Origin of the sequence: Paenibacillus sp. FSL K6-1558 (assembly GCF_038002565.1) — a bacterium.
Classification (GTDB): Bacteria; Bacillota; Bacilli; order Paenibacillales; family Paenibacillaceae; genus Paenibacillus; species Paenibacillus polysaccharolyticus.
Map to the genome: position 1 here is coordinate 4,402,232 of NZ_JBBOCV010000001.1, position 18,347 is coordinate 4,420,578.

Genomic DNA, 18,347 nt, shown 5'->3' on the forward strand with positions numbered 1-18,347 from the left:
AACTACGCAATCACATTTGTGGGAATTGTGTTAGTTCATCTATATAAGCAACAGAATTAAAAGCAGGGACAGGGTCATTCTAAACAAACGAAGTACAGCCGGAGTAAGAGGCAAAGTGTACGCAAGAGGTGCAGGCAGTAAAAGTGAAACTACTTACAGGGAGAGTGTATCTATGAAAAGAATGACAAAGTTAACATTGCTGATGCTCATTGCTTTTTCAGTCATGCTGGCAGGTTGCGGAAACGGGGACAAAAGCGGTAGTCCCGTGAATACAGATGCTCAAACGGGTGGTGGTGACGCAGCGGGTGGCGCCAAAACGATTAAAATTTTCCAATACAAAGTTGAAATTGCCGAAGCGCTTAATCGTCTCAAAGCAGAGTATGAGTCTTCCCATCCAGGCGTGAAGCTGGATATTCAGACGGTCGGCGGTGGAAGTGATTACGGGGCTGCATTAAAAGCGAAGTTTGCCGCAGGCGAGCAACCGGACATTTTTAACGTCGGTGGATACCGTGAACTCGATACCTGGCTCGAATATCTCGAAGACCTATCTAGTGAACCGTGGGCTAAGGATGTACTGGAAGTGGCCAAAGAGCCGATGACTAAGGATGGCAAGCTTTATGGACAGCCACTCGCGCTGGAAGGGTACGGTTTTATCTATAACAAAGATCTGTTTGCCAAAGCAGGCATCACTGAAATCCCAACAACACTGGAACAACTGGATCAAGCAGCAAAGAAACTTCAGGACGCAGGCATTACACCGTTCTCGAACGGTTATCAGGAGTGGTGGGTGCTCGGGAATCATAACGTCAATGTAGCCTTTGCGAATCAGGCCGATCCGGTAAAATTCATTCAAGGTCTGAATGAGGGCACGGAGAAAATTCCGGGTAACCCAGTCTTCGAGGAATGGATCAACCTGCTTGATCTGACGCTCAAATACAGCAACAAAAATCCGCTCACCACAGACTACAACACGCAGGTAACTCTTTTTGCTAGTGGCGAAGCGGCGATGATGCAACAAGGAAACTGGACACAAGTACAGATTGACGGCATCAATCCGGATCTGAATCTGGGTATTCTGCCTATGCCGATTACGAATGAACCGAATGATAAGCTGTTTGTAGGCGTGCCTAACTACTGGGTTGTGAATAAAAACTCTCAAGTGAAGGCGGAGGCAAAAGAATTTCTGGACTGGCTCGTTACCTCCGACATTGGTAAAAACTATTTAACTAAAGAGTTCAAGTTCATTCCGGCCTTCAGTTCCATTCAGGCATCGGAGGAAGAGCTCGGGGACCTCGCAACAGATATCATGAAATATAGTCAGGAAAACAAAACATTAAGCTGGAACTTCAACCGTTTCCCTGAGGGTGTTCCACAAGAGTTCGGTAGCACTATCCAAGCATATGTTGCAGGTAAATCGGACAAAAAAGCATTACTTGATGCATTACAGCAAAACTGGGATAGTCTTAAAAAATAAGTAAAGTACGCACACTTGAAGTCAGTTGCAGCTTGTGCAACTGGCTTCTTTGCATTACCTGTTATAGTACAGTATTCACCTCGAGAATGTGGATAACTTTGCTCGTTTATAAATGTCAAAGTACAACTTTTACATCGGCTTAATACTAGATGTGGATATCCTGTGTGTATATGATCTAAATGTGGACAACTTTTCAGAAAATGAACTTCTGATCTACTTTTATAAACAGCCATGCTTGCTTTTGTTAAAATAGTACTATATAGTTCTAGTTATGAATAATAACAATACATCACATCAAGGGACTCCTGAATCTTCTAAATCATCCAAACCTAGAAGCTCCAGTCCCAGAAGTTCTAGTCCAGTTAACCGTACCAAAGCGGTGGAAGTTGCTGCGCAGTTATTCCTCCGGCAAGGCTATGCTTATGTCAGCATGGATGAGGTGGTGCGTGTTAGTGGCGTATCCAAATCCAATATCTATTATCATTTTAAAAATAAGGAGGAACTGCTTCAGGCAGTTGTGCAGTTCTGGATTGCGCAATATGAATCAGAGCTGTACTTGCTACTAAGTCAGCGTGAGCGGGGAGTGGAGGAACGGATCAACTCTTTCCTGGAATTGCTCTCGGCAGGTATAGAAAGTAGAAACTTTGAAGGTACATGCCCGTTTGTCACTCTTTATATGCAGGCACCGGAAAGTGCTTCCCTGGCGAAGGAAAGCATCTCGATCTTTTTCCGAGAACTTGTACCTATGGTGGAGAAGCTGTTCCAGCAAGGGGCAGAACGAGGCGAATTCCGCAAAGGGATTGAGCCGGGGGCGGCAGCTTCCTTATTTGTCGTAGCACTTGAAGGTTCGCTGATCTTGGCTGGAACTTCTCGTGATCTGGGTATTATAGAGCAGTCCGCATGTACGTTTTGTCAGATGCTTCGTTAAACGAAGCTCTTTTTTTGAGATTAATTAGTACTAAATAGTACTAATATGTAGTTTGATAATAAACGAGATCAAGATAAATTGGAGGCATATCGATGAACGAAGCAAGATTAGAGCAAACCGTTCTGTTTATGACAGGTAGTACCGGTTTTATTGGAAAGGAAACAGTCAAACAACTTGTGGAGAAAACAGATATACATATGCTGCTGCTGGTTCGCTCCGAGCGGCGCGCCAGATCAGTTCTGGAGAGTTACGGTGTGAGAGGCTTTGAACGGATTACGTTTATCGAAGGTGATTTATCTTTGACAGGTTTAGGGCTTGTTCGAGCAGATCGTGAACGCATCAGGAAGGCGAATGTCGTTCTTCATGCAGGGGGAACGATGGACATTACGCTGGGACGAGAGACAGCAGAAAAAACCTTTATGCATGGAGCCAGAGAGATTGCTCAGCTGGCTCAGGAGATGAAGTTTGGCGGAAGTCTGCGACATTTCATTCATGTGGTTGGTTTTATGAGCCCTTATGGGCAAGGGAATGAGCAAGAGAAACAGGAACAGGTTGAAATGAATCATGCCGGTAACCAAGAGAGTGCTTATGAAGAGATGAAATTCAAGGCCGATGCTTATATAAGGGCACATGCAAAACAGTATGACTACCCGTTGTCCGTGGTAAATCCCAGTACGGTAGTCGGGCCACGCCCAACAGGTGAAACCGAGCAGACTGGCGGGATCGGGTTACTTATTGGAGCCGTTCAGAAAGGTTTTATGCCGGTTGTGCCTGGTGGATCGTCGTACTGGTTGCCACTCGTGGAGAATGATGTGGTGGCAGAAACACTTGTCTTTCTAATTCGGGATGAGGCACCGTTCGGAGGGACTTATCCACTGCTCGCCCGTAAGGAAGAGAGTCCGGACATGAAGGAATTATTGCATCTGATCACAAAGCAACTGGATGTGCCCAGACCGGCAGGATCATTGCCATTATCCTGGATTCAACGCCTTATGAGCCTTGGTGGAAGTCGCGTCAGCGGTATACCTTCACAGTCACTTGCTTTTATTACAGACAGGACATTTCCGGTAGAGGAGACCGAGGGGCTGATGCAACGAATGGGGAGAAACTGGCCAGATATCCGGGAGCAGCTTCCGTTCATTATTGCTGATCTGGATTACCGGCTTCTGTCCAAGGCTGGAGCTGAGCATAAACATGTTCTAAACGATTATATCCGTGTGCGTTTGGGAAATCTGGCGAGTTTAGGCTGGGAAGGGGAGGGGGAGCCGTGGGTGATCGTGCATGGTTTGTTGCAAAGTGCCGATGATTTGCTTCCATTAGGGTCACAGTTGCGGAAACTTACGGGTAATCCTGTCTGGATCGTTGATCTCGCAGGATTTGGTCGTTCACCTGTTCACCAGGCAGAAGATGCATTTACAGGTCAGGTTAACGCTCTTGTGGAAGCCCTATCTGAAGTGCAGGGTCCAATCAAACTAGTAGGTCACTCTGTAGGTGCAGCTATCGCGGCGGCAGCGTTGAAGCGAAGCGGACGTACCGATATTCGTTTGGCGTTACTCCAGCCTGTTGCGGACAATGTGAATGAGTGGAATAATGGACGTTTAAAACAGGTGCTTCATCTGCCTAGGCGTGTTGTGAGGACATTACTGCGGAGTAAGTCCCGGAGCAGTTGGGCGCGGATGTTTAGTGCGAGCGGTGAAGAAGTGGTGGATAAGATCAGCTTTACGAGGCTGGCTGAGAGGGTACAAGCCTATCTCCGTTCACCTCGTATAGCGGGTGCGCATGTAGATTTGTTGCGATGGATTCACTTGGGACATAAGCAGACGATAAGCTTTTGGGATGAACTCGGAAGCTTTCAGCAGGCAGGGTATAACGCAGACCCACTGGTTGTTTGGGCTGAAAAGGATCGAGAATATCATTTTCCTGCTAGTTTACATGCGGGTTATACAAAAGTGGGACTCCCTTATGGGCACTATTTTCCAGTTTTTCAGGTTGAACGTACAGCGGAAATCCTTCTTGGTTGGGCTGGTGAAAGCGATGTGAATAACAATAGGGTGAAAGTGTGAAATCCAATATTGTTATTGAAAGGCTTTCCACAATATGTCCACAGTAGAGGATAAGCAGGCGAAAAACGACAAAGTTTACGTTAGATTTACAAACAAATACACAACATGTCCACATCAAAATTATGAATATCCACATAAATGAAGGTATCTATCCACAGATTGTGTGCAACATGTGCACAACTTATCCACAAATGGGGTATAACTTTATATTTATATTCACGATAAGCAAAGTTTTAGAATTTTTTAATGGGTTATCCACAGAAATGAGAGTTAAATCGCTTATTTTTCAAAGAAAATAGGGAAAGAGATGTAACTGCGATTCTTCTTCTTGAAAGCCTAAACAATTACGCCAAAATTACCGATACAACATGTAACGACTCATCGTCTAAAGTTCGACAGCCAAAAGCGTGTTGATGATCTGATTTTACGGAATGAGAGGGTATGGGGACATTATGGATGAAGTAATGCAATATATTAATTTCTCGGTGGGAGATCAAATTTTTGCACTTCGCATTGATCAGGTTCATGAAATTATTAGAATGGTAGAGGTTACAACGGTTCCTTTCGGAAGTCCAGAGATCAGAGGATTCGCTTCATTGTACGGTAAGGTAGTTTCTGTCGTGAGTCTTCGTGTGTTGCTCGGCATGCCGGAGAAGGAAGATACCTCATCTACACGAATTATCGTAGTCCCTTACAAGAACGGGTATGTGCCTCTAATTGTAGACATGGTAGATTCGGTTGTGACGTATGATCGCTTCGAAGAGCCTGCAGAAGAACACCGCCGCTTTATGCTTGGTGTTTTTGATAAAATCGGATTCTGTGCGGATCACCGTGCGGGTATTCTGAACCTGGATGTACTGCTCGGAAGTCTGGTCAGATCCTGATCGGATCAAAATGGTGACCGTCTGACGGCCCGCATCATTAAATGTTTAAACAAAATGTTCCTCATCCGAATAATGGAGAAGGGGCATTTTTTTGTATAGAAAAAGAGCATGATCAGCACTTTTTATACGTAAAGGTTTTTAAATCCGTCCATTTTCGTATATGATGGAGAGTAACAATGCGAAGGGATGACGGGAGACTGTAATGATGCAATCGCTGTATGGAGTATGGCTTGGAGACGTATTTTTTTGTTTTTCCGGTGAAACATCGGAACCGCGCGTAGATGCATGGAGTCACGTGGTGCGAAGGCTGCAATTTGGCGACGGGGGTCGTCTGTTTCAGCCTGCCGCGCTACGTCTTGCCGAACTGCGCTGGCCGAATCCGCTTCGAAATGCGGCAGAAGCCAAAAACGTAAAGCGGAGGCAGTTGCTTGGACGCACGCTGGAAGGATTGGCGGTTTCACCGAAGGATGCTTTCAGACTGTTATTGCAGTGGGACGATCAGATGTTACATGCAGCTGGGATTCAGGCTGGAGAAGAGATGCGTTACTGGGTCAAGGCAGCACAGTTCACACAGGAACTGTTGCTACGAGGGGCAATTGCTCCGGCGGCGGCATTTGCCGCTAAAACAGGCGCAAGACGGCGAACGGGTCAGGAGACCCTTACAGGGGTGTGGCATCCGCGTTTGCAGCTTGAAGAAGATCAGGAGCGTTTCAGAAGCCTTGCCGAATCGATGCCTCCCATCGCGCTGTCAGCGCCGGGGGCCTATGCCTCGACGGAGCCGGAGACACGTGAGGAAGCGGCAGGCACGGTATTGTTTTCATTTATGAGTGGCATCATTCATGCGGTGGTAACGAATGAACTGGAGAGCATGGATAGTGAACTTTCACGTTACCGGACATCGTTCAGGCGCGGCTCTTCACCGGTGTCTGAGCTATGGTGGAACAGTCTGATCTCCATATTCCGCCCAGTCACTGTGCAAGGACCGACAGAGGATATGGCGGACTTCGTGGATGCGATCCATGAGGCCGGGGGTACAACGATGCCTGCATTTGGTGTCGAAGAAATGCCGCCTGCGGAAGGGAAGTTCAGACTGGTCCTGCGTTTGGAGCCGCCTCTGGGGGAGCAGGAGACGACCTGGGGTATCAGTTTCTGGGTGGATAGCGATCAGGAGGCAGGTCTCAGGCTGCCTGCACGAAGCATTTGGGCACATCCTGAGCGTGATCTGGATCGGGGAAAAGTCTACTACGCCTCTGTGGCAGAACAGTTACTGATGGCCATCGGTGAGGCGTCTGAGCTGGCACCAGAACTGGAGACTGCTTTGCTGCATGCTCGTCCCGAGGGGATGCAGTTGCAGCAACAGAGTTTTTTTGAATTTCTTACCCATGCCGTTCCCAAGTTGCAGAAGGCTGGGGTAACGGTTCTAATGCCGTCGAGATGGAGTCGCGCGGGGAAACGACGTGCAGGTCTGCGCTTGCAGATGATGAACGGAGCACCGGAGCGTCAACCTGGAGCTGGTTCTACACTCGGCATGGAGCAACTCGTAGCCTTTACAGCAGAGCCGATGCTGGATGGCAAGCCGATTACGGCAGAGGAACTTGCCGCACTGGCTGAATCCACCGTTCCCTATGTTATGTTTCGCGGGGAATGGATTGAAGTGGATACCAAAGAGATTCGCCAAGTGCTTCGATATATGAAAAAAGAAGAAGAACAATACATGCCGCTTTCCGAATGGCTACATCTTGCCGCAGATGAAGGGGAAGATTCCATTTGGAAAGGGATGTCTGTTTTTGGTGCTGAATCTGAAGGCATGCTCGCTTTCCTACTAGAGGGACAGGTGCTTCGTAACATTGAACCTCGCCGAGTGCCAGCGGAGTTGCATGGTGAACTGAGACCGTATCAGGAACGTGGATTTCAGTGGTTATCTGCCATGGGTGAACTGGGCTTCGGGGTATGTCTTGCCGATGATATGGGACTTGGAAAAACGGTTCAGGTCATCACTTGTCTGCTGGATCGCAAAGAGGAGGAGCGCCAGGCTGCACTGCAAGAAGCTCAGGAGTCCGTTGGTGATCCAGATACAGATATGCCGGAAGGTCAATGTCCTACACTTATTGTCTGCCCAACATCTCTACTGGGCAACTGGCAGCGTGAGCTGAAGCGTTTTGCTCCAGACCTGTCACTGTATATTCATCATGGTGGACAAAGGCTACATGGAGATGCTTTCGAAGAGGAAGCGCAGAAGCATGACATCGTGCTCACAACCTATCACCTGGCAGGCCGTGATGGCCCGGATTTGGCTTCGTTGCACTGGTCGACCGTTGTACTGGATGAGGCACAGTATATTAAAAATTATCGGACGAAGCAGGCTCAGAGTGTCATGCGGCTGTCCACTTCTCATCGGATTGCCATGACAGGAACACCGGTGGAGAACCGTTTGAGTGAGCTTTGGTCTATTTTCCAATTCCTGAATCCGGGATATCTCGGTACATCTTCTTCGTTCCGCCAGCGGTATACAGGTCTGGCGCCTTCGGAAGAGAACGCAGCTTCGCTCCGGGAACTGCATCGACTGGTGTCGCCGTTTATGTTACGCAGGCTGAAGAGTGATCCGGATATTCGCAAAGATTTGCCAGAAAAGCTGGAACTGAAATCCTATTGTTCACTAACACCGGAGCAGGCGATTCTGTATCAACGGGTCGTGGATGATCTCATGGGTGGTCTGGATGGACGGAACGGTATTGCGCGTAAAGGGATCGTATTATCCTCGCTGACCAAGCTGAAGCAGATCTGTGATCACCCTGTTCTGGCGGACAGCAGCCGGAAGGAGCATGGCAAGGCCGAGGCATCCGGCAAAATGGAACGATTGCTCGAATTGCTGGATGCTATTCGGGATAATGGAGAATCGGCTTTGATCTTTACCCAGTATGTTGCGATGGGGGATCTGTTGGTTTCCAGACTGAACCGGCGTTATGAGGAAGAGCCTTACTTCCTGCACGGTGGAGTTTCCAAGGCGCAGCGGGATGAAATGGTGGAGACATTCCAAAGAGGAGAAGGACCGTCTATGTTTGTCCTGTCTCTTCGTGCAGGCGGCGTGGGTCTGAACCTGACACGGGCAAGCCATGTCATTCACTATGATCGTTGGTGGAATCCGGCGGTGGAGAACCAGGCGACAGACCGGGTATTCCGTATCGGGCAGAATCGCAACGTTCAGGTACACAAGTTGATCTGCCAGGGTACATTGGAAGAACGAATTGATGAGCTTATTGAGAGCAAGAAAGCTCTCTCCGAGCAGGTTGTAGGTTCGGGTGAAAACTGGCTGACCGAGATGTCAGACGATGAACTGCGTAGTCTGATCTCGCTTCAAGGAGAGACTTGGTTATAGATTAACACTGAGGTATGTAGTGGATAAGGTTATTCACACTACATTTGAATGTTTGGCAATGAAGGCAAAATCGGCTTGTTGTTGGTAAAGCTGGTTTGCATGATCAATGAAGAGAGGGGGATGATGATGAGCGAAAAATGGAACGTAGAGCTGCATATGTCCCCCGGAGTGTGGACAGCAGAGGTGAATGCAGCGGCGGATTCGGGAGAGACTGTGCCCGGGTCCGCTGATACAGATCAGACCGGAACAGCCGCATCCGGCGTGTTCACGGTCACAGGCACGCTGCCGCAGCTAAGCGAGGCGCAGCGCGAGGCCGTGCTTGCGCAGCTGCGCAAGCGCCCGCTGGCGCTGTACGCCCTGCTGCGCGGTGGCCCGGCGCCAGAGGAGCTCGCCGGGCTACTGCCCGCGGCGGCACCTGCTGGCACGCCAAGCGAGGCCGCGCTCGGCGCCGCGCCTGCGCGGCGTGCACCTGCGGCCGTGCGGGCGCGCGCATGCCGCGGCGGCGGAGCGCGCCGTTGCTGCGCGCCTCGCGGCCGAGCCGGCGCTGCAGCTGGCGCATGCCGGCCTGCCGCGCGAAGCGCTGCTCGCCGGCGTGCTGGGATCATGGGCAGAGGAACTTGCCCATGATCCCAGCGGCCCGGCCGCGCAGCGGAAACGGCGGGCCGCCCGCAGGCACGGGCTGGCGAAGGCGGCGCGGCCGTCGGCGAGTGGATCGCCGAGGCCGCCGCGGACGGCGCCATGCACCAGCCGGGGCCGGGCTTCGGGGCCGTGGAGGTGCGGCTTGCGCAGCCGGGCAAACCGCCTGCGCTGCCCGAGCTGACCGCGCTGCTGCCGGGTGTGCCCGCAGCAGCCGGTCTGGATCTCATCCGCGAGCGCGTGGCGGCGCGGATGTGGCAGGCTGTCCAGAAGCACAAGGACAGCCCGGCAACCAAATGAGGCATCACACAAGTACAGCAGGGGAGATCACCAGATCGCCCCTGCTTTTTTGTGGAGCTTAGCTTTCATTTCCAGTTTCCATCTGAAGTTATCTAAGATTGGGATGTTGCATTAAATGTACAGAAATCAAGGCTACAAGCTGTATAAAGGGTATATCTTTGCATAGAGACTGGGAGAAGGAACTCTTTACTGGTGGAGCTTATCGTACATTTAAGGTATACTGTCGCAGGGAACATCATAGTAACCATGAGAAAACGTAAAAAAGATAATTATTCTACTAAGGTGATAGGAGTTTTATGATGAAATCAGGAACAGGAAGACAGCGCCGAATCGTGGTTCTGCTGTCCTCACTTATGATATGTGGAGCCTTGCTGGCTGCGTGCGGTTCCGGTGCGAACGAGAATCAGAACGCGAACGGAACACCTAACACGGAGCAGGGAACGGATGGCACAACCGTGCATTTGACCGATGAATCTGGCTCAGATGGCAAAGGTAATGCGGAGGGCAATAACACAACCAATTCGGGTAGCGATGAAGGCACAGATAACGGCTCAGGCAGCGTATCTACCGGAGAAGGGAAGGGTTCTGCGGACAATGGAAGTGGTGGTGCAACAGCAGAAGATCCGCTCATGGAGAAACGCAGCATCAGCGCTCTGCAGACCACGATTGACTCCCAATCGGTGGTTACTAATGCGGAGGCCATGACGGTCATTGTCAACAAACAGCGTAGTCTGCCGGAAGGTTATGAGCCGAGTGATCTGGTCGAGCCTGACGTGCCGTTCTCATTCGAGGGGCCACATGAGAAACGTCATATGCGCAAAGAAGCTGCGGAAGCGCTGGAGAAACTGTTTGCCGGTGCCAAAGCAGACGGGATTGAGCTTCGTGCCGTGTCTGGATATCGGTCTTACAAGCGTCAGGTATCCATCTACAACAATAATGTGAAAACCAAAGGGGAAGAGTATGCTTCCCGTGTAAGTGCCGTTCCAGGCCGCAGTGAACACCAGACAGGTCTTGCCATAGATGTATCCAGTCCAAGCGTGGGCAATGTGCTGGAGGAGGTATTCGGCTCATCCAAAGAAGGCAAATGGCTGGATGAACATGCTGCCGAATATGGCTTTATCATTCGTTATCCGAAAGGCCAAGAGAGCAAGACGGGTTATGTATATGAGCCTTGGCACATTCGTTATGTTGGTGCAGATATTGCACCCGATGTTGTAAAGAGTGGTTTAACGCTGGAAGATTACTTTGACGAGGCTAATATTAAACTTTAATTTTCTTTGTACGTTAAGCAAATCCCCCTGAACACTTAACCTTACTTAAGGTGAAAGTGTTCAGGGGATTTTTGAGTTTGAGGAAAGGCAATAAAGTTGAAATCAAGTTTTAATCGTTGATTGAGATGAGTACGGACTGATATAATTCATCTTTAATCCAATAACGAAATGACATAAAGCGAGGTTAGGAAAATGAGCAGACAGCAGGTATTTACGGGCTCCCCTTGGGAACCACTGGTTGGGTATTGTCGTGCAATTCGTGTGGGTAACCGGGTAGAGGTTGCCGGGACAACAGCAATGCAGGATGGCGTCGTTGTGGGTGCGGGTGACCCGTATGTGCAGACCAAATTTATTTTGGAGACGATCGAAAAAGCGCTGAAAGAGCTTGGTGCAGACTTGACCGATGTGGTTAGAACACGTATGTTTGTCACGGATATTTCGAAGTGGGAAGAGGTTGGCAAAGCACATGGCGAATTCTTCGGACAGATCCAGCCTGTAGCTACGATGGTCGAAGTAAGTGCGCTCATTGACCCCTTGTTGATGGTGGAGATTGAGGCTGAAGCAATTATAGAATCTTCAGATGAGGCTTGATCATATTTTCTCTATCCGGAAAACAGAAGAAATATAACAGATAACAGATACTTACCTTAGAATGCATACCTTAGAAGTTTTGATACTTACTCATTTGTGAAAAAACCTTTCCACGCCCTGACAGAAGACAGGAGGGAAAGGTTTTTAGCTTTTCTAGCCTTTACTCGTCATTCCACATGTACTCTACTTTACTTGCCTGTAGGCTAATTCTAACTTCCTATCGGCACATCCTACCGCCTTTACTCGGCTTTGGGCTGAACTGCCGGAATCTCTACAACCACTTTCCAAGCTGTCCCGATTGGAGGCAGGCTGCGTGTCAGCATCGGGCTATAGAAACCCATCACTTTGGCACCTTTAGTCAGTTGCTCGGCTTTTACAATTTCGCCTCTCTGGTTCACTAGCGAAGTTTCTTTGTTGATATTTAAAATGACATGATCTGGTGCAGTCTCAGCCAGACGTGTACCTTTAATCTCAATCTGGGACACCGTGCCGTCCTTCATAAATACATTTTCAATCGTACCTGAGGTTCCAAAAAGTTCTTGAGGTTGCGCTGCTGTTTCAGCTGCTGTATCCAGTACAGTTACTTTATATGTCGGTGTTTGTGGAGGCAGACTTTTGGTCATCATCAAGGAGTGCTCAGCTTCTACCATCATACCGATAGACAGATCGGCCAGTTTAATCTCTTTTCCCTCTGCGGAAATGAAAGTTGTTTTCTCGCTTAGGTTCAGCACGATACCATCTGGCCCTGCGCCACCAATCTGAATGGATTGATATTTATCCTGATTTGAAATCCGGGTAATCACGCCGCGTTCTTTAACCGTTTTGACGTCCTCCTCACTTCTAATCTCCACCTGATCTCCCGTTGTGCTTACTTGGGCATGTAGGACTTTCTCCGCAAAAACAGCAGGTACGTAAAGTGTTCCCTCCTTGATTTCAGGAGCTGTACCGAGGGTCAGCAGCATTTTGTTTACAGAGTAACGATCTTTACCCGCAAAAACCTGAGTCCACAAGGCGCCGCGAGTCAGCTCTGCGGACTTATCTTCCTTATGCCATTTCAAATCGATTCCGAGAGCTTCGGTTAGCGCTCGAAGCGGGATCATGGCTGCCTTATCGTCTTGAGTCCAATATCCGTTAGCAACCGCTGCACCATTGACGGATACATGTACAACTCCTGTAGTACTGCTCGGGGCAGAAGTGACGGTTTCCTGCATAGGTTGTACCGTGTTATCTACTGAAGCAGCATAAGCAGCCCCACCGCTCAGTGCCATTGAAAGAGCCATGATGGTGCTTACCTTTTTCATGTTGTTTTTCATTCGTAATCATCCCTTCTCATCTGCGTTGTGTCGCGGTAAACTTTTATACAGATCACCGCATCTCATCTTTACTGACGGGATAACCTGTCTCAGTGTTGCAGTAGGATATAAACACTGTAAGCGCCGTATGTTCGTTTCAATTCGGAATATTGCGTAAGGAGCAGGTTATCAGCAGTAGGATTAGGTTAATTTCAAAGTATGCGGATCATTTCGTGCCAGATGAGGAGGAAACGAACCGATGAGTGATATGTTGGTCGCACTTTATCGTCTGCCTGAGCAACACGGCGGGCTGGAAAAACTGAAGGCCGCATCCATTGTCATTCGCAGAGCTATTGCTCCGGAGAAACAGCAGGTGCTGAACTGGGTGAGAACCCATTTTAACCAGCATTGGGTAGATGAATGTGATGTCGCCTTTGCCCGACAGCCTGTGACCTGTTATATTGCGCTGGAGCATGGAAGAATGATTGGTTTTGCCTGTTATGAAGCGACCTGTCGTAATTTCTTCGGCCCTACTGGCGTAAGCCTGGATGCCCGTGGAAAGGGTGTTGGTACTGCCTTGCTACTGGCTTGTATGCATGCGATGAGAGCAGATGGCTATGGATATGCAATTATCGGATCGGCTGGGCCAATGGACTTCTACAAACGAACGCTGGGCGCGGTGGAGATTGAAAATTCAACACCAGGTATTTACGAAGGCATGCTGCGGGCAGACTAGACGTTAACGAAGTTTTGGAAAAGGAAGGGAGGACGAAGATGAGCACCAAGCAAATGCTGCATATCGGTATGATTGGCACAGGTTCCATCTCGGATCTTCATATGAGGTGTTATGCCAAAAATGAGGATGCCGTCATCTATGCCATCTGTGATCTGAACGAGGAACGGGCCAAAGCAGCCGCACAGAAGTATGACGCTCAGTCCGTGTATACGAACTATCGTGAGATGCTGGAAGACCCGCATGTCGATGCGGTCAGTATCTGTACATGGAATAATACCCATGCGGAATTTGCCATTGCAGCATTGGAGGCTGGCAAGCATGTGTTGCTGGAAAAGCCGGTGGCTACGAATGTGGAAGATGCGCTACGGATTGAGGAAGCGGTGAAAAAAAGCGGACGGACCTTTGTTGTCGGCTTTGTACGCCGGTACGATAACAACATGCAGATGCTGCGCAGATTCATTGATGCCGGCGAGTTTGGCGAGCTATATTATGCGAAAGCGTCGATTTTGCGGCGCCTGGGTAACCCGGGCGGCTGGTTTGCGGACAAGGCTCGTTCCGGAGGTGGCCCATTGATTGACCTGGGTGTACATATCATCGATCAGTGTTGGTACCTCATGGGTAGACCGAAGCCTGTTTCCGTCAGCGGGAATACGTATCGTAAACTCGGCAATCGTGCGAATGTGGAACATCTCTCATTTTACAAAGCGGCAGACTACAGTGCTGCGGTCAATAATGTCGAAGATATGGCCAATGCCCTGATTCGTTTTGAAAATGGCGCTTCTCTGGCGGTAGATGTGAGTTTTACCCTCCATGCCCGTGAGGATGAATCCTTTGTTAAGCTGTACGGTGAGCGCGGTGGATTTGAACTGGAGCCCAAAACACTGATTGTCACCGAGAAACATGACACCATCATGAACATTGAACCTCAGACAGATCATTCCGGTCTGGATATACACGGTGCTTTCCAGAATCAGATCGATCACTTTGTAGAATGCTGCCTGAACGGTACGCCGCCTATCAGCCCGATTGCGGATGGGGTGGCCTCCACGCGTATGCTGTGCGCCATCTATGAGTCTGCCGAAAAAGGGCAGGAAGTACGTTTAGATTAGACGTTGATAATATAGAATATAGAATATAACGAATATAAAAAATAAATAATAACGGAAAGTTGAATCATGACTATTCTCGCGGGAAATTCCGCTGACAGAATAACCCTCCTTCTAAATGGTAAATGGAGCAGAAGGAGGGTTATTGCTTTGGTTATAGGATGGTTGCATTTCATCATTTATTCATCGGTGAGTTTTCATATCCCGGGTCATCGTAATCCGTATTCTGAAGCTTTGGAAGCACGTCCATGTCCTCTATAGCCTGTCGGGTCTCCGTTGTACCATGATCGTAGAGGAAGGTGTACAGCATCGTCACGCCGTCTGTTAATCGTTCATTTCCATCGTCGTGGTCTGCCGATTTGTAAGGTACGGGGGCCCGCTGTAACGAGTAGTCGTCCCCATCCTCAAGTACTTTCATCAGATCTTGCAATGTTGCCAATTGTCCATCATCCACAAGGACTTCGAACGGAGTAGATTCGTTTCTCGTTCGTTCAATAAGGTTATGAGTTACCGACACATACAGATGTTGTTTGCCTTCCTGCATAATCCAACCCCCATTTCAATATTGAAAAAAAAAGACCATTTTACTGTTGAATTGGAAAAAAGACGCTTCTACTGTTAATAAACAGCAGCAAGCGCCCTGAAACGAAGAAGATGCTTCTCTATTTTCCAAATCGATTCGTCATTGGAACCTGCCGGGTGCCGGCAATCATCGTTCCTGAACATAGTGGACAGACAGGAGGGCCAGAGTTGGCCTTTTTCGTGGCTTTACCGGAAGGCACAGCCGGTTTCTGCCTCAACCATGCTTTGCATTTAGTCGAGCTACATTTCCAGACAGCTACCGTCTCTGTCCGCTCGGCTTTGTCCACACCTGATCGAGTAGAATCAGCATGCGTGGAAGCGCTGGAAGTGGAGGTTGTAGCGGCAACTTTTGGATGTAGACCTGGTGTGCTAAAAGCTTTATGATCTCGAATAATTCCGCTGCCGCGTTTCTCGCTGAGACGATCTTCATCCCGCTCATCCAGCATCTCCATTTCCCGATGATCCTTATGGTTAATTGCACTACGCTGCCGATCGTGCTGCACATAAGATGAAGTTTGATGTGTAGTACCACCCTTACCATTTTCACGTCTGCCTTCATCTTTAGCGTTACCGATGCTTTTCCAGTTTCCGTTGCTGCTTCGGTTGTTGCTATTTCCGTTGTTGCTATTTCCGTTGTTGTTCCTGTTATAGCTTGCGTGTCCATGATTACTAGATGACGACGTGCTGCCGCTGCGTGCCTCTTCCCGTGGTTTACGTTTGTCTGGAACCTCCATGCCAAAGGCTTCAAGCAAGAAACGCGACACATCAGCAGGTTTGCCGTGATGGCTTGCGGGTGATGTCACATATAAGTGTTGCTTCGCACGGGTAATGGCTACATAAGCGAGTCTGCGTTCTTCCTCCAAAGCCATATCCAATTCAGCATCCGTCTGCTGCACGGTGAGTGCTGCCTTCTGATCTTCCGGAATATCCTGACGCAAGGCGGTACTGTGCGGCACAATGCCTTCACTGGCTCCGATCCAGTACACACATGGGAACTCCAGTCCTTTGGCCCGGTGAATGGTCATGAGCTGCACCGCATCACTATCCTGTGCCCGGCGCAGTGATTCCATCTCGCGATGTCTACGGGATAACTCGTCTGCGAATTGCACGAATTCTTCCACGGTTTCGAACTTTTTGACAGCCGCTTCGAATTCATCCAGTGTTTCCAGCATCGTTTCCTTATAATGAGTAAAAATAGTCGGGTCGCCGCTTTCCATATACTTATCGTAGAACTGACGGCGCATCTCCTGAATCGCGATAATCGGCTTCAGCTTGTGCAGAGATTTGATCAGCTTGATGCGTTCCTTGACCTGCTCCTGTTGAAAAGGCTTTAACTTGTCCCATTTGCTCAGATGGATTAGCGGATATTTCTTGGCCTGTTCCTGCTCACAGCGCTGGATATACTCCAGACCGGCATCCCGGGACACATACAGCGGGCCGAGTGCGCTTGGCAGAGCATCCATCGCTCGTGGGTTCAGAGACAGGCGCATATGATCCATTAACGGCTTAATCAGTGACTGATCATAGAACACCGGAGCGGCCCCGTGTTGTACAAAGGGCACATCCTTAAGCACCAATTGCTCAAATACCGCCCGGCTGCTACTGGCGGTCCGGTGCAAAATAGCAATGTCCCGATATGGAAACTGTCCTTCCTCCACCTGCTCACAGATCTGATTCACGACCCAGGCGGCTTCTTCCTCGGCGTTAGATGGTGTAGCGAACCGGGGCGCATCCCCGCGTTGTCCTGCCGCACGCAGCCGTTTGTCACGTCTGCGTTTGTTGCGTGCGACCAGCTCGCTTCCAAGTCCCAGAATACGCGCATCACTACGATAATTAATATCCAGCGTCACAATACGTGCACCTGGGTATACTTTATCGAATTCCAAAATCGATTCCTGCCGTGCGCCGTTGAACGTATAGATCGTCTGGTCATCGTCTCCAACAACCATCAGATTGCGGTGTGCTCCAGCGAGCATCTGTACAATCTCGTATTGCAGCCGGTTTGTATCCTGAAATTCATCAACCATAATGTATTGAAAACGCCGCTGCAGCGGCTTTAACACCGCCGGATCCCGAAGCAGCGCAGCCGCGCGCAGCAGGATATCATCAAAGTCCATTTTGCCGCGATCCTGTTTCCAGCTTTCGTATCCGAGTAATACCCGCTTGGCATCGCGCTCGTCCTGCGTTTTCTCCGGCAAGTCTGCCGTGTCTGAACCTTGCATCTTCCAGGCGGACAGCATCGCCAGCAGACTCTCCGGCTGAAACGCCTCGCTCATGCCATTTTGGCGAAGAAGCATTTTCAGCACCGTATGCTGGGCCCGCGACTCACCAAAAATGTCTTCCTGTACCCCGTAATGGCGTAGCAAAGTCAGCGCAAACGAGTGAAAGGTGCGGGCCTGTACCGCTCTTGCTGCAGCAGGTCTAATCCCTGGCAAAGCAGCAATCCGGTCCTTCATCTCCGCAGCGGCCTTGTTGGTAAACGTCACGAGCAGAATGCTGCCCGCGTGTACACCGCTGACTTCCATCAGGTAGCCTGCTCTCGCAGCGAGTACAGTTGTTTTGCCGCAGCCAGCACCGGCGAGGGTGAGAATAGGCCCTCTGCCATGACGAACAGCCGAGATTTGCGGACCATTGAGTTTAATGCCGGCTTCTTCAAGCGAGCGGAAATAATAGGCGTCCTGCTGATCATCACCCACAAGCTGCCGGCTGGTTTCCAGCGGCGCCGAGGGAGATTGAGGCAAGGAGGACGCGGGGGTCACCCCGAGCGGACGGGGGTAGAACGTTGAGTTCGGACTTAACATGTTTCATCCACCTCTGTATACATTCAGGGATTGAATAATCCCGTTCAAGAGTAAAGAATTTGCCCTTTTCACAATCGCATTGTAAATTGGTAAGATAGAGTAAGTTGCGAATCCTGCGTGTTCCATTCATATGGAGTCAAAGTTCCATTATACCGAACGTATGGTCTTGACGAAAGCCCCTGTTTTGATCCAATATCCGCATAAAATGGGGTGGCAGCGCGATTTTTCGCAACTTTTTGGCTTCATATCGTATAAGTTATATATCCAGAGCATCTCGCATGTTGCGAATTGCTCACCTACTAACTAA

General features: G+C 49.4%; 13 protein-coding genes. 10 read left to right on the top strand and 3 right to left on the bottom strand.

What is annotated here, in order from left to right; genetic code table 11:
- Positions 1 to 172 precede the first annotated feature (172 nt).
- The 8 genes from MHI38_RS19160 (at position 173) to MHI38_RS19195 (ending at position 11,523) form a co-directional block, all read left to right on the top strand.
- Positions 173 to 1,474 carry an ABC transporter substrate-binding protein gene (locus MHI38_RS19160; protein ID WP_090918601.1) on the top strand — a complete coding sequence of 434 codons (1,302 nt, stop codon included), beginning with the start codon at positions 173 to 175 and terminating at the stop codon, positions 1,472 to 1,474.
- A gap of 271 nt (positions 1,475 to 1,745) precedes the next feature.
- Positions 1,746 to 2,402 carry a TetR/AcrR family transcriptional regulator gene (locus MHI38_RS19165; RefSeq protein WP_341181532.1) on the top strand — a complete coding sequence of 219 codons (657 nt, stop codon included), beginning with the start codon at positions 1,746 to 1,748 and terminating at the stop codon, positions 2,400 to 2,402.
- A gap of 92 nt (positions 2,403 to 2,494) precedes the next feature.
- A complete protein-coding gene (locus tag MHI38_RS19170; protein WP_341181533.1) occupies positions 2,495 to 4,465 on the top strand; it encodes an alpha/beta fold hydrolase in 1,971 nt (656 codons plus the stop codon).
- A gap of 452 nt (positions 4,466 to 4,917) precedes the next feature.
- Positions 4,918 to 5,349, top strand: coding sequence for a chemotaxis protein CheW (locus MHI38_RS19175; protein WP_167375702.1), 432 nt, complete (start codon positions 4,918 to 4,920; stop codon positions 5,347 to 5,349).
- A gap of 202 nt (positions 5,350 to 5,551) precedes the next feature.
- Positions 5,552 to 8,725, top strand: coding sequence for a DEAD/DEAH box helicase (locus MHI38_RS19180; protein ID WP_341181534.1), 3,174 nt, complete (start codon positions 5,552 to 5,554; stop codon positions 8,723 to 8,725).
- 707 nt (positions 8,726 to 9,432) lie between these two features.
- The gene (locus MHI38_RS19185) at positions 9,433 to 9,723 is read left to right on the top strand and encodes a hypothetical protein (RefSeq protein WP_341181535.1); all 291 of its coding nucleotides are present in this window, start codon (positions 9,433 to 9,435) and stop codon (positions 9,721 to 9,723) included.
- A gap of 237 nt (positions 9,724 to 9,960) precedes the next feature.
- The gene (locus MHI38_RS19190) at positions 9,961 to 10,932 is read left to right on the top strand and encodes a D-alanyl-D-alanine carboxypeptidase family protein (RefSeq protein WP_341181536.1); all 972 of its coding nucleotides are present in this window, start codon (positions 9,961 to 9,963) and stop codon (positions 10,930 to 10,932) included.
- Between the two features lie 192 nt (positions 10,933 to 11,124).
- The gene (locus MHI38_RS19195; protein WP_123067305.1) at positions 11,125 to 11,523 is read left to right on the top strand and encodes a RidA family protein; all 399 of its coding nucleotides are present in this window, start codon (positions 11,125 to 11,127) and stop codon (positions 11,521 to 11,523) included.
- A 239-nt stretch (positions 11,524 to 11,762) separates the two neighbouring features.
- Here MHI38_RS19195 and MHI38_RS19200 read toward each other — a convergent pair whose 3' ends face one another.
- Positions 11,763 to 12,836, bottom strand: a complete 1,074-nt coding sequence (locus MHI38_RS19200) for a copper amine oxidase N-terminal domain-containing protein (RefSeq protein ID WP_341181537.1) — start codon at positions 12,834 to 12,836, stop codon at positions 11,763 to 11,765.
- Between the two features lie 238 nt (positions 12,837 to 13,074).
- Between MHI38_RS19200 and MHI38_RS19205 the strand changes: the two genes are divergently transcribed.
- Both MHI38_RS19205 and MHI38_RS19210 read left to right on the top strand, forming a co-directional pair.
- Entirely contained in the window at positions 13,075 to 13,551 is a 477-nt protein-coding gene (locus MHI38_RS19205; protein ID WP_154891364.1) for a GNAT family N-acetyltransferase, read from the top strand.
- A 38-nt stretch (positions 13,552 to 13,589) separates the two neighbouring features.
- Positions 13,590 to 14,660, top strand: coding sequence for a Gfo/Idh/MocA family protein (locus tag MHI38_RS19210; protein WP_154985307.1), 1,071 nt, complete (start codon positions 13,590 to 13,592; stop codon positions 14,658 to 14,660).
- Between the two features lie 172 nt (positions 14,661 to 14,832).
- Here MHI38_RS19210 and MHI38_RS19215 read toward each other — a convergent pair whose 3' ends face one another.
- Positions 14,833 to 15,201 carry a hypothetical protein gene (locus tag MHI38_RS19215; protein WP_154891360.1) on the bottom strand — a complete coding sequence of 123 codons (369 nt, stop codon included), beginning with the start codon at positions 15,199 to 15,201 and terminating at the stop codon, positions 14,833 to 14,835.
- 118 nt (positions 15,202 to 15,319) lie between these two features.
- Positions 15,320 to 18,040 (bottom strand): UvrD-helicase domain-containing protein, encoded by a 2,721-nt coding sequence (locus tag MHI38_RS19220; RefSeq protein ID WP_154985308.1) that lies wholly within the window; start codon positions 18,038 to 18,040, stop codon positions 15,320 to 15,322.
- Positions 18,041 to 18,347 lie beyond the last annotated feature (307 nt).

Excerpts from the sequence above, each read along its gene's own strand:
- MHI38_RS19160 (WP_090918601.1), top strand. The coding sequence starts at position 173 with ATGAAAAGAATGACAAAGTTAACATTGCTGATGCTCATTGCTTTTTCA.
- MHI38_RS19165 (WP_341181532.1), top strand. The coding sequence starts at position 1,746 with ATGAATAATAACAATACATCACATCAAGGGACTCCTGAATCTTCTAAA.
- MHI38_RS19170 (WP_341181533.1), top strand. The coding sequence starts at position 2,495 with ATGAACGAAGCAAGATTAGAGCAAACCGTTCTGTTTATGACAGGTAGT.
- MHI38_RS19175 (WP_167375702.1), top strand. The coding sequence starts at position 4,918 with ATGGATGAAGTAATGCAATATATTAATTTCTCGGTGGGAGATCAAATT.
- MHI38_RS19180 (WP_341181534.1), top strand. The coding sequence starts at position 5,552 with ATGATGCAATCGCTGTATGGAGTATGGCTTGGAGACGTATTTTTTTGT.
- MHI38_RS19190 (WP_341181536.1), top strand. The coding sequence starts at position 9,961 with ATGAAATCAGGAACAGGAAGACAGCGCCGAATCGTGGTTCTGCTGTCC.
- MHI38_RS19195 (WP_123067305.1), top strand. The coding sequence starts at position 11,125 with ATGAGCAGACAGCAGGTATTTACGGGCTCCCCTTGGGAACCACTGGTT.
- MHI38_RS19200 (WP_341181537.1), bottom strand. The coding sequence starts at position 12,836 with ATGAAAAACAACATGAAAAAGGTAAGCACCATCATGGCTCTTTCAATG.
- MHI38_RS19205 (WP_154891364.1), top strand. The coding sequence starts at position 13,075 with ATGAGTGATATGTTGGTCGCACTTTATCGTCTGCCTGAGCAACACGGC.
- MHI38_RS19210 (WP_154985307.1), top strand. The coding sequence starts at position 13,590 with ATGAGCACCAAGCAAATGCTGCATATCGGTATGATTGGCACAGGTTCC.
- MHI38_RS19215 (WP_154891360.1), bottom strand. The coding sequence starts at position 15,201 with ATGCAGGAAGGCAAACAACATCTGTATGTGTCGGTAACTCATAACCTT.
- MHI38_RS19220 (WP_154985308.1), bottom strand. The coding sequence starts at position 18,040 with ATGTTAAGTCCGAACTCAACGTTCTACCCCCGTCCGCTCGGGGTGACC.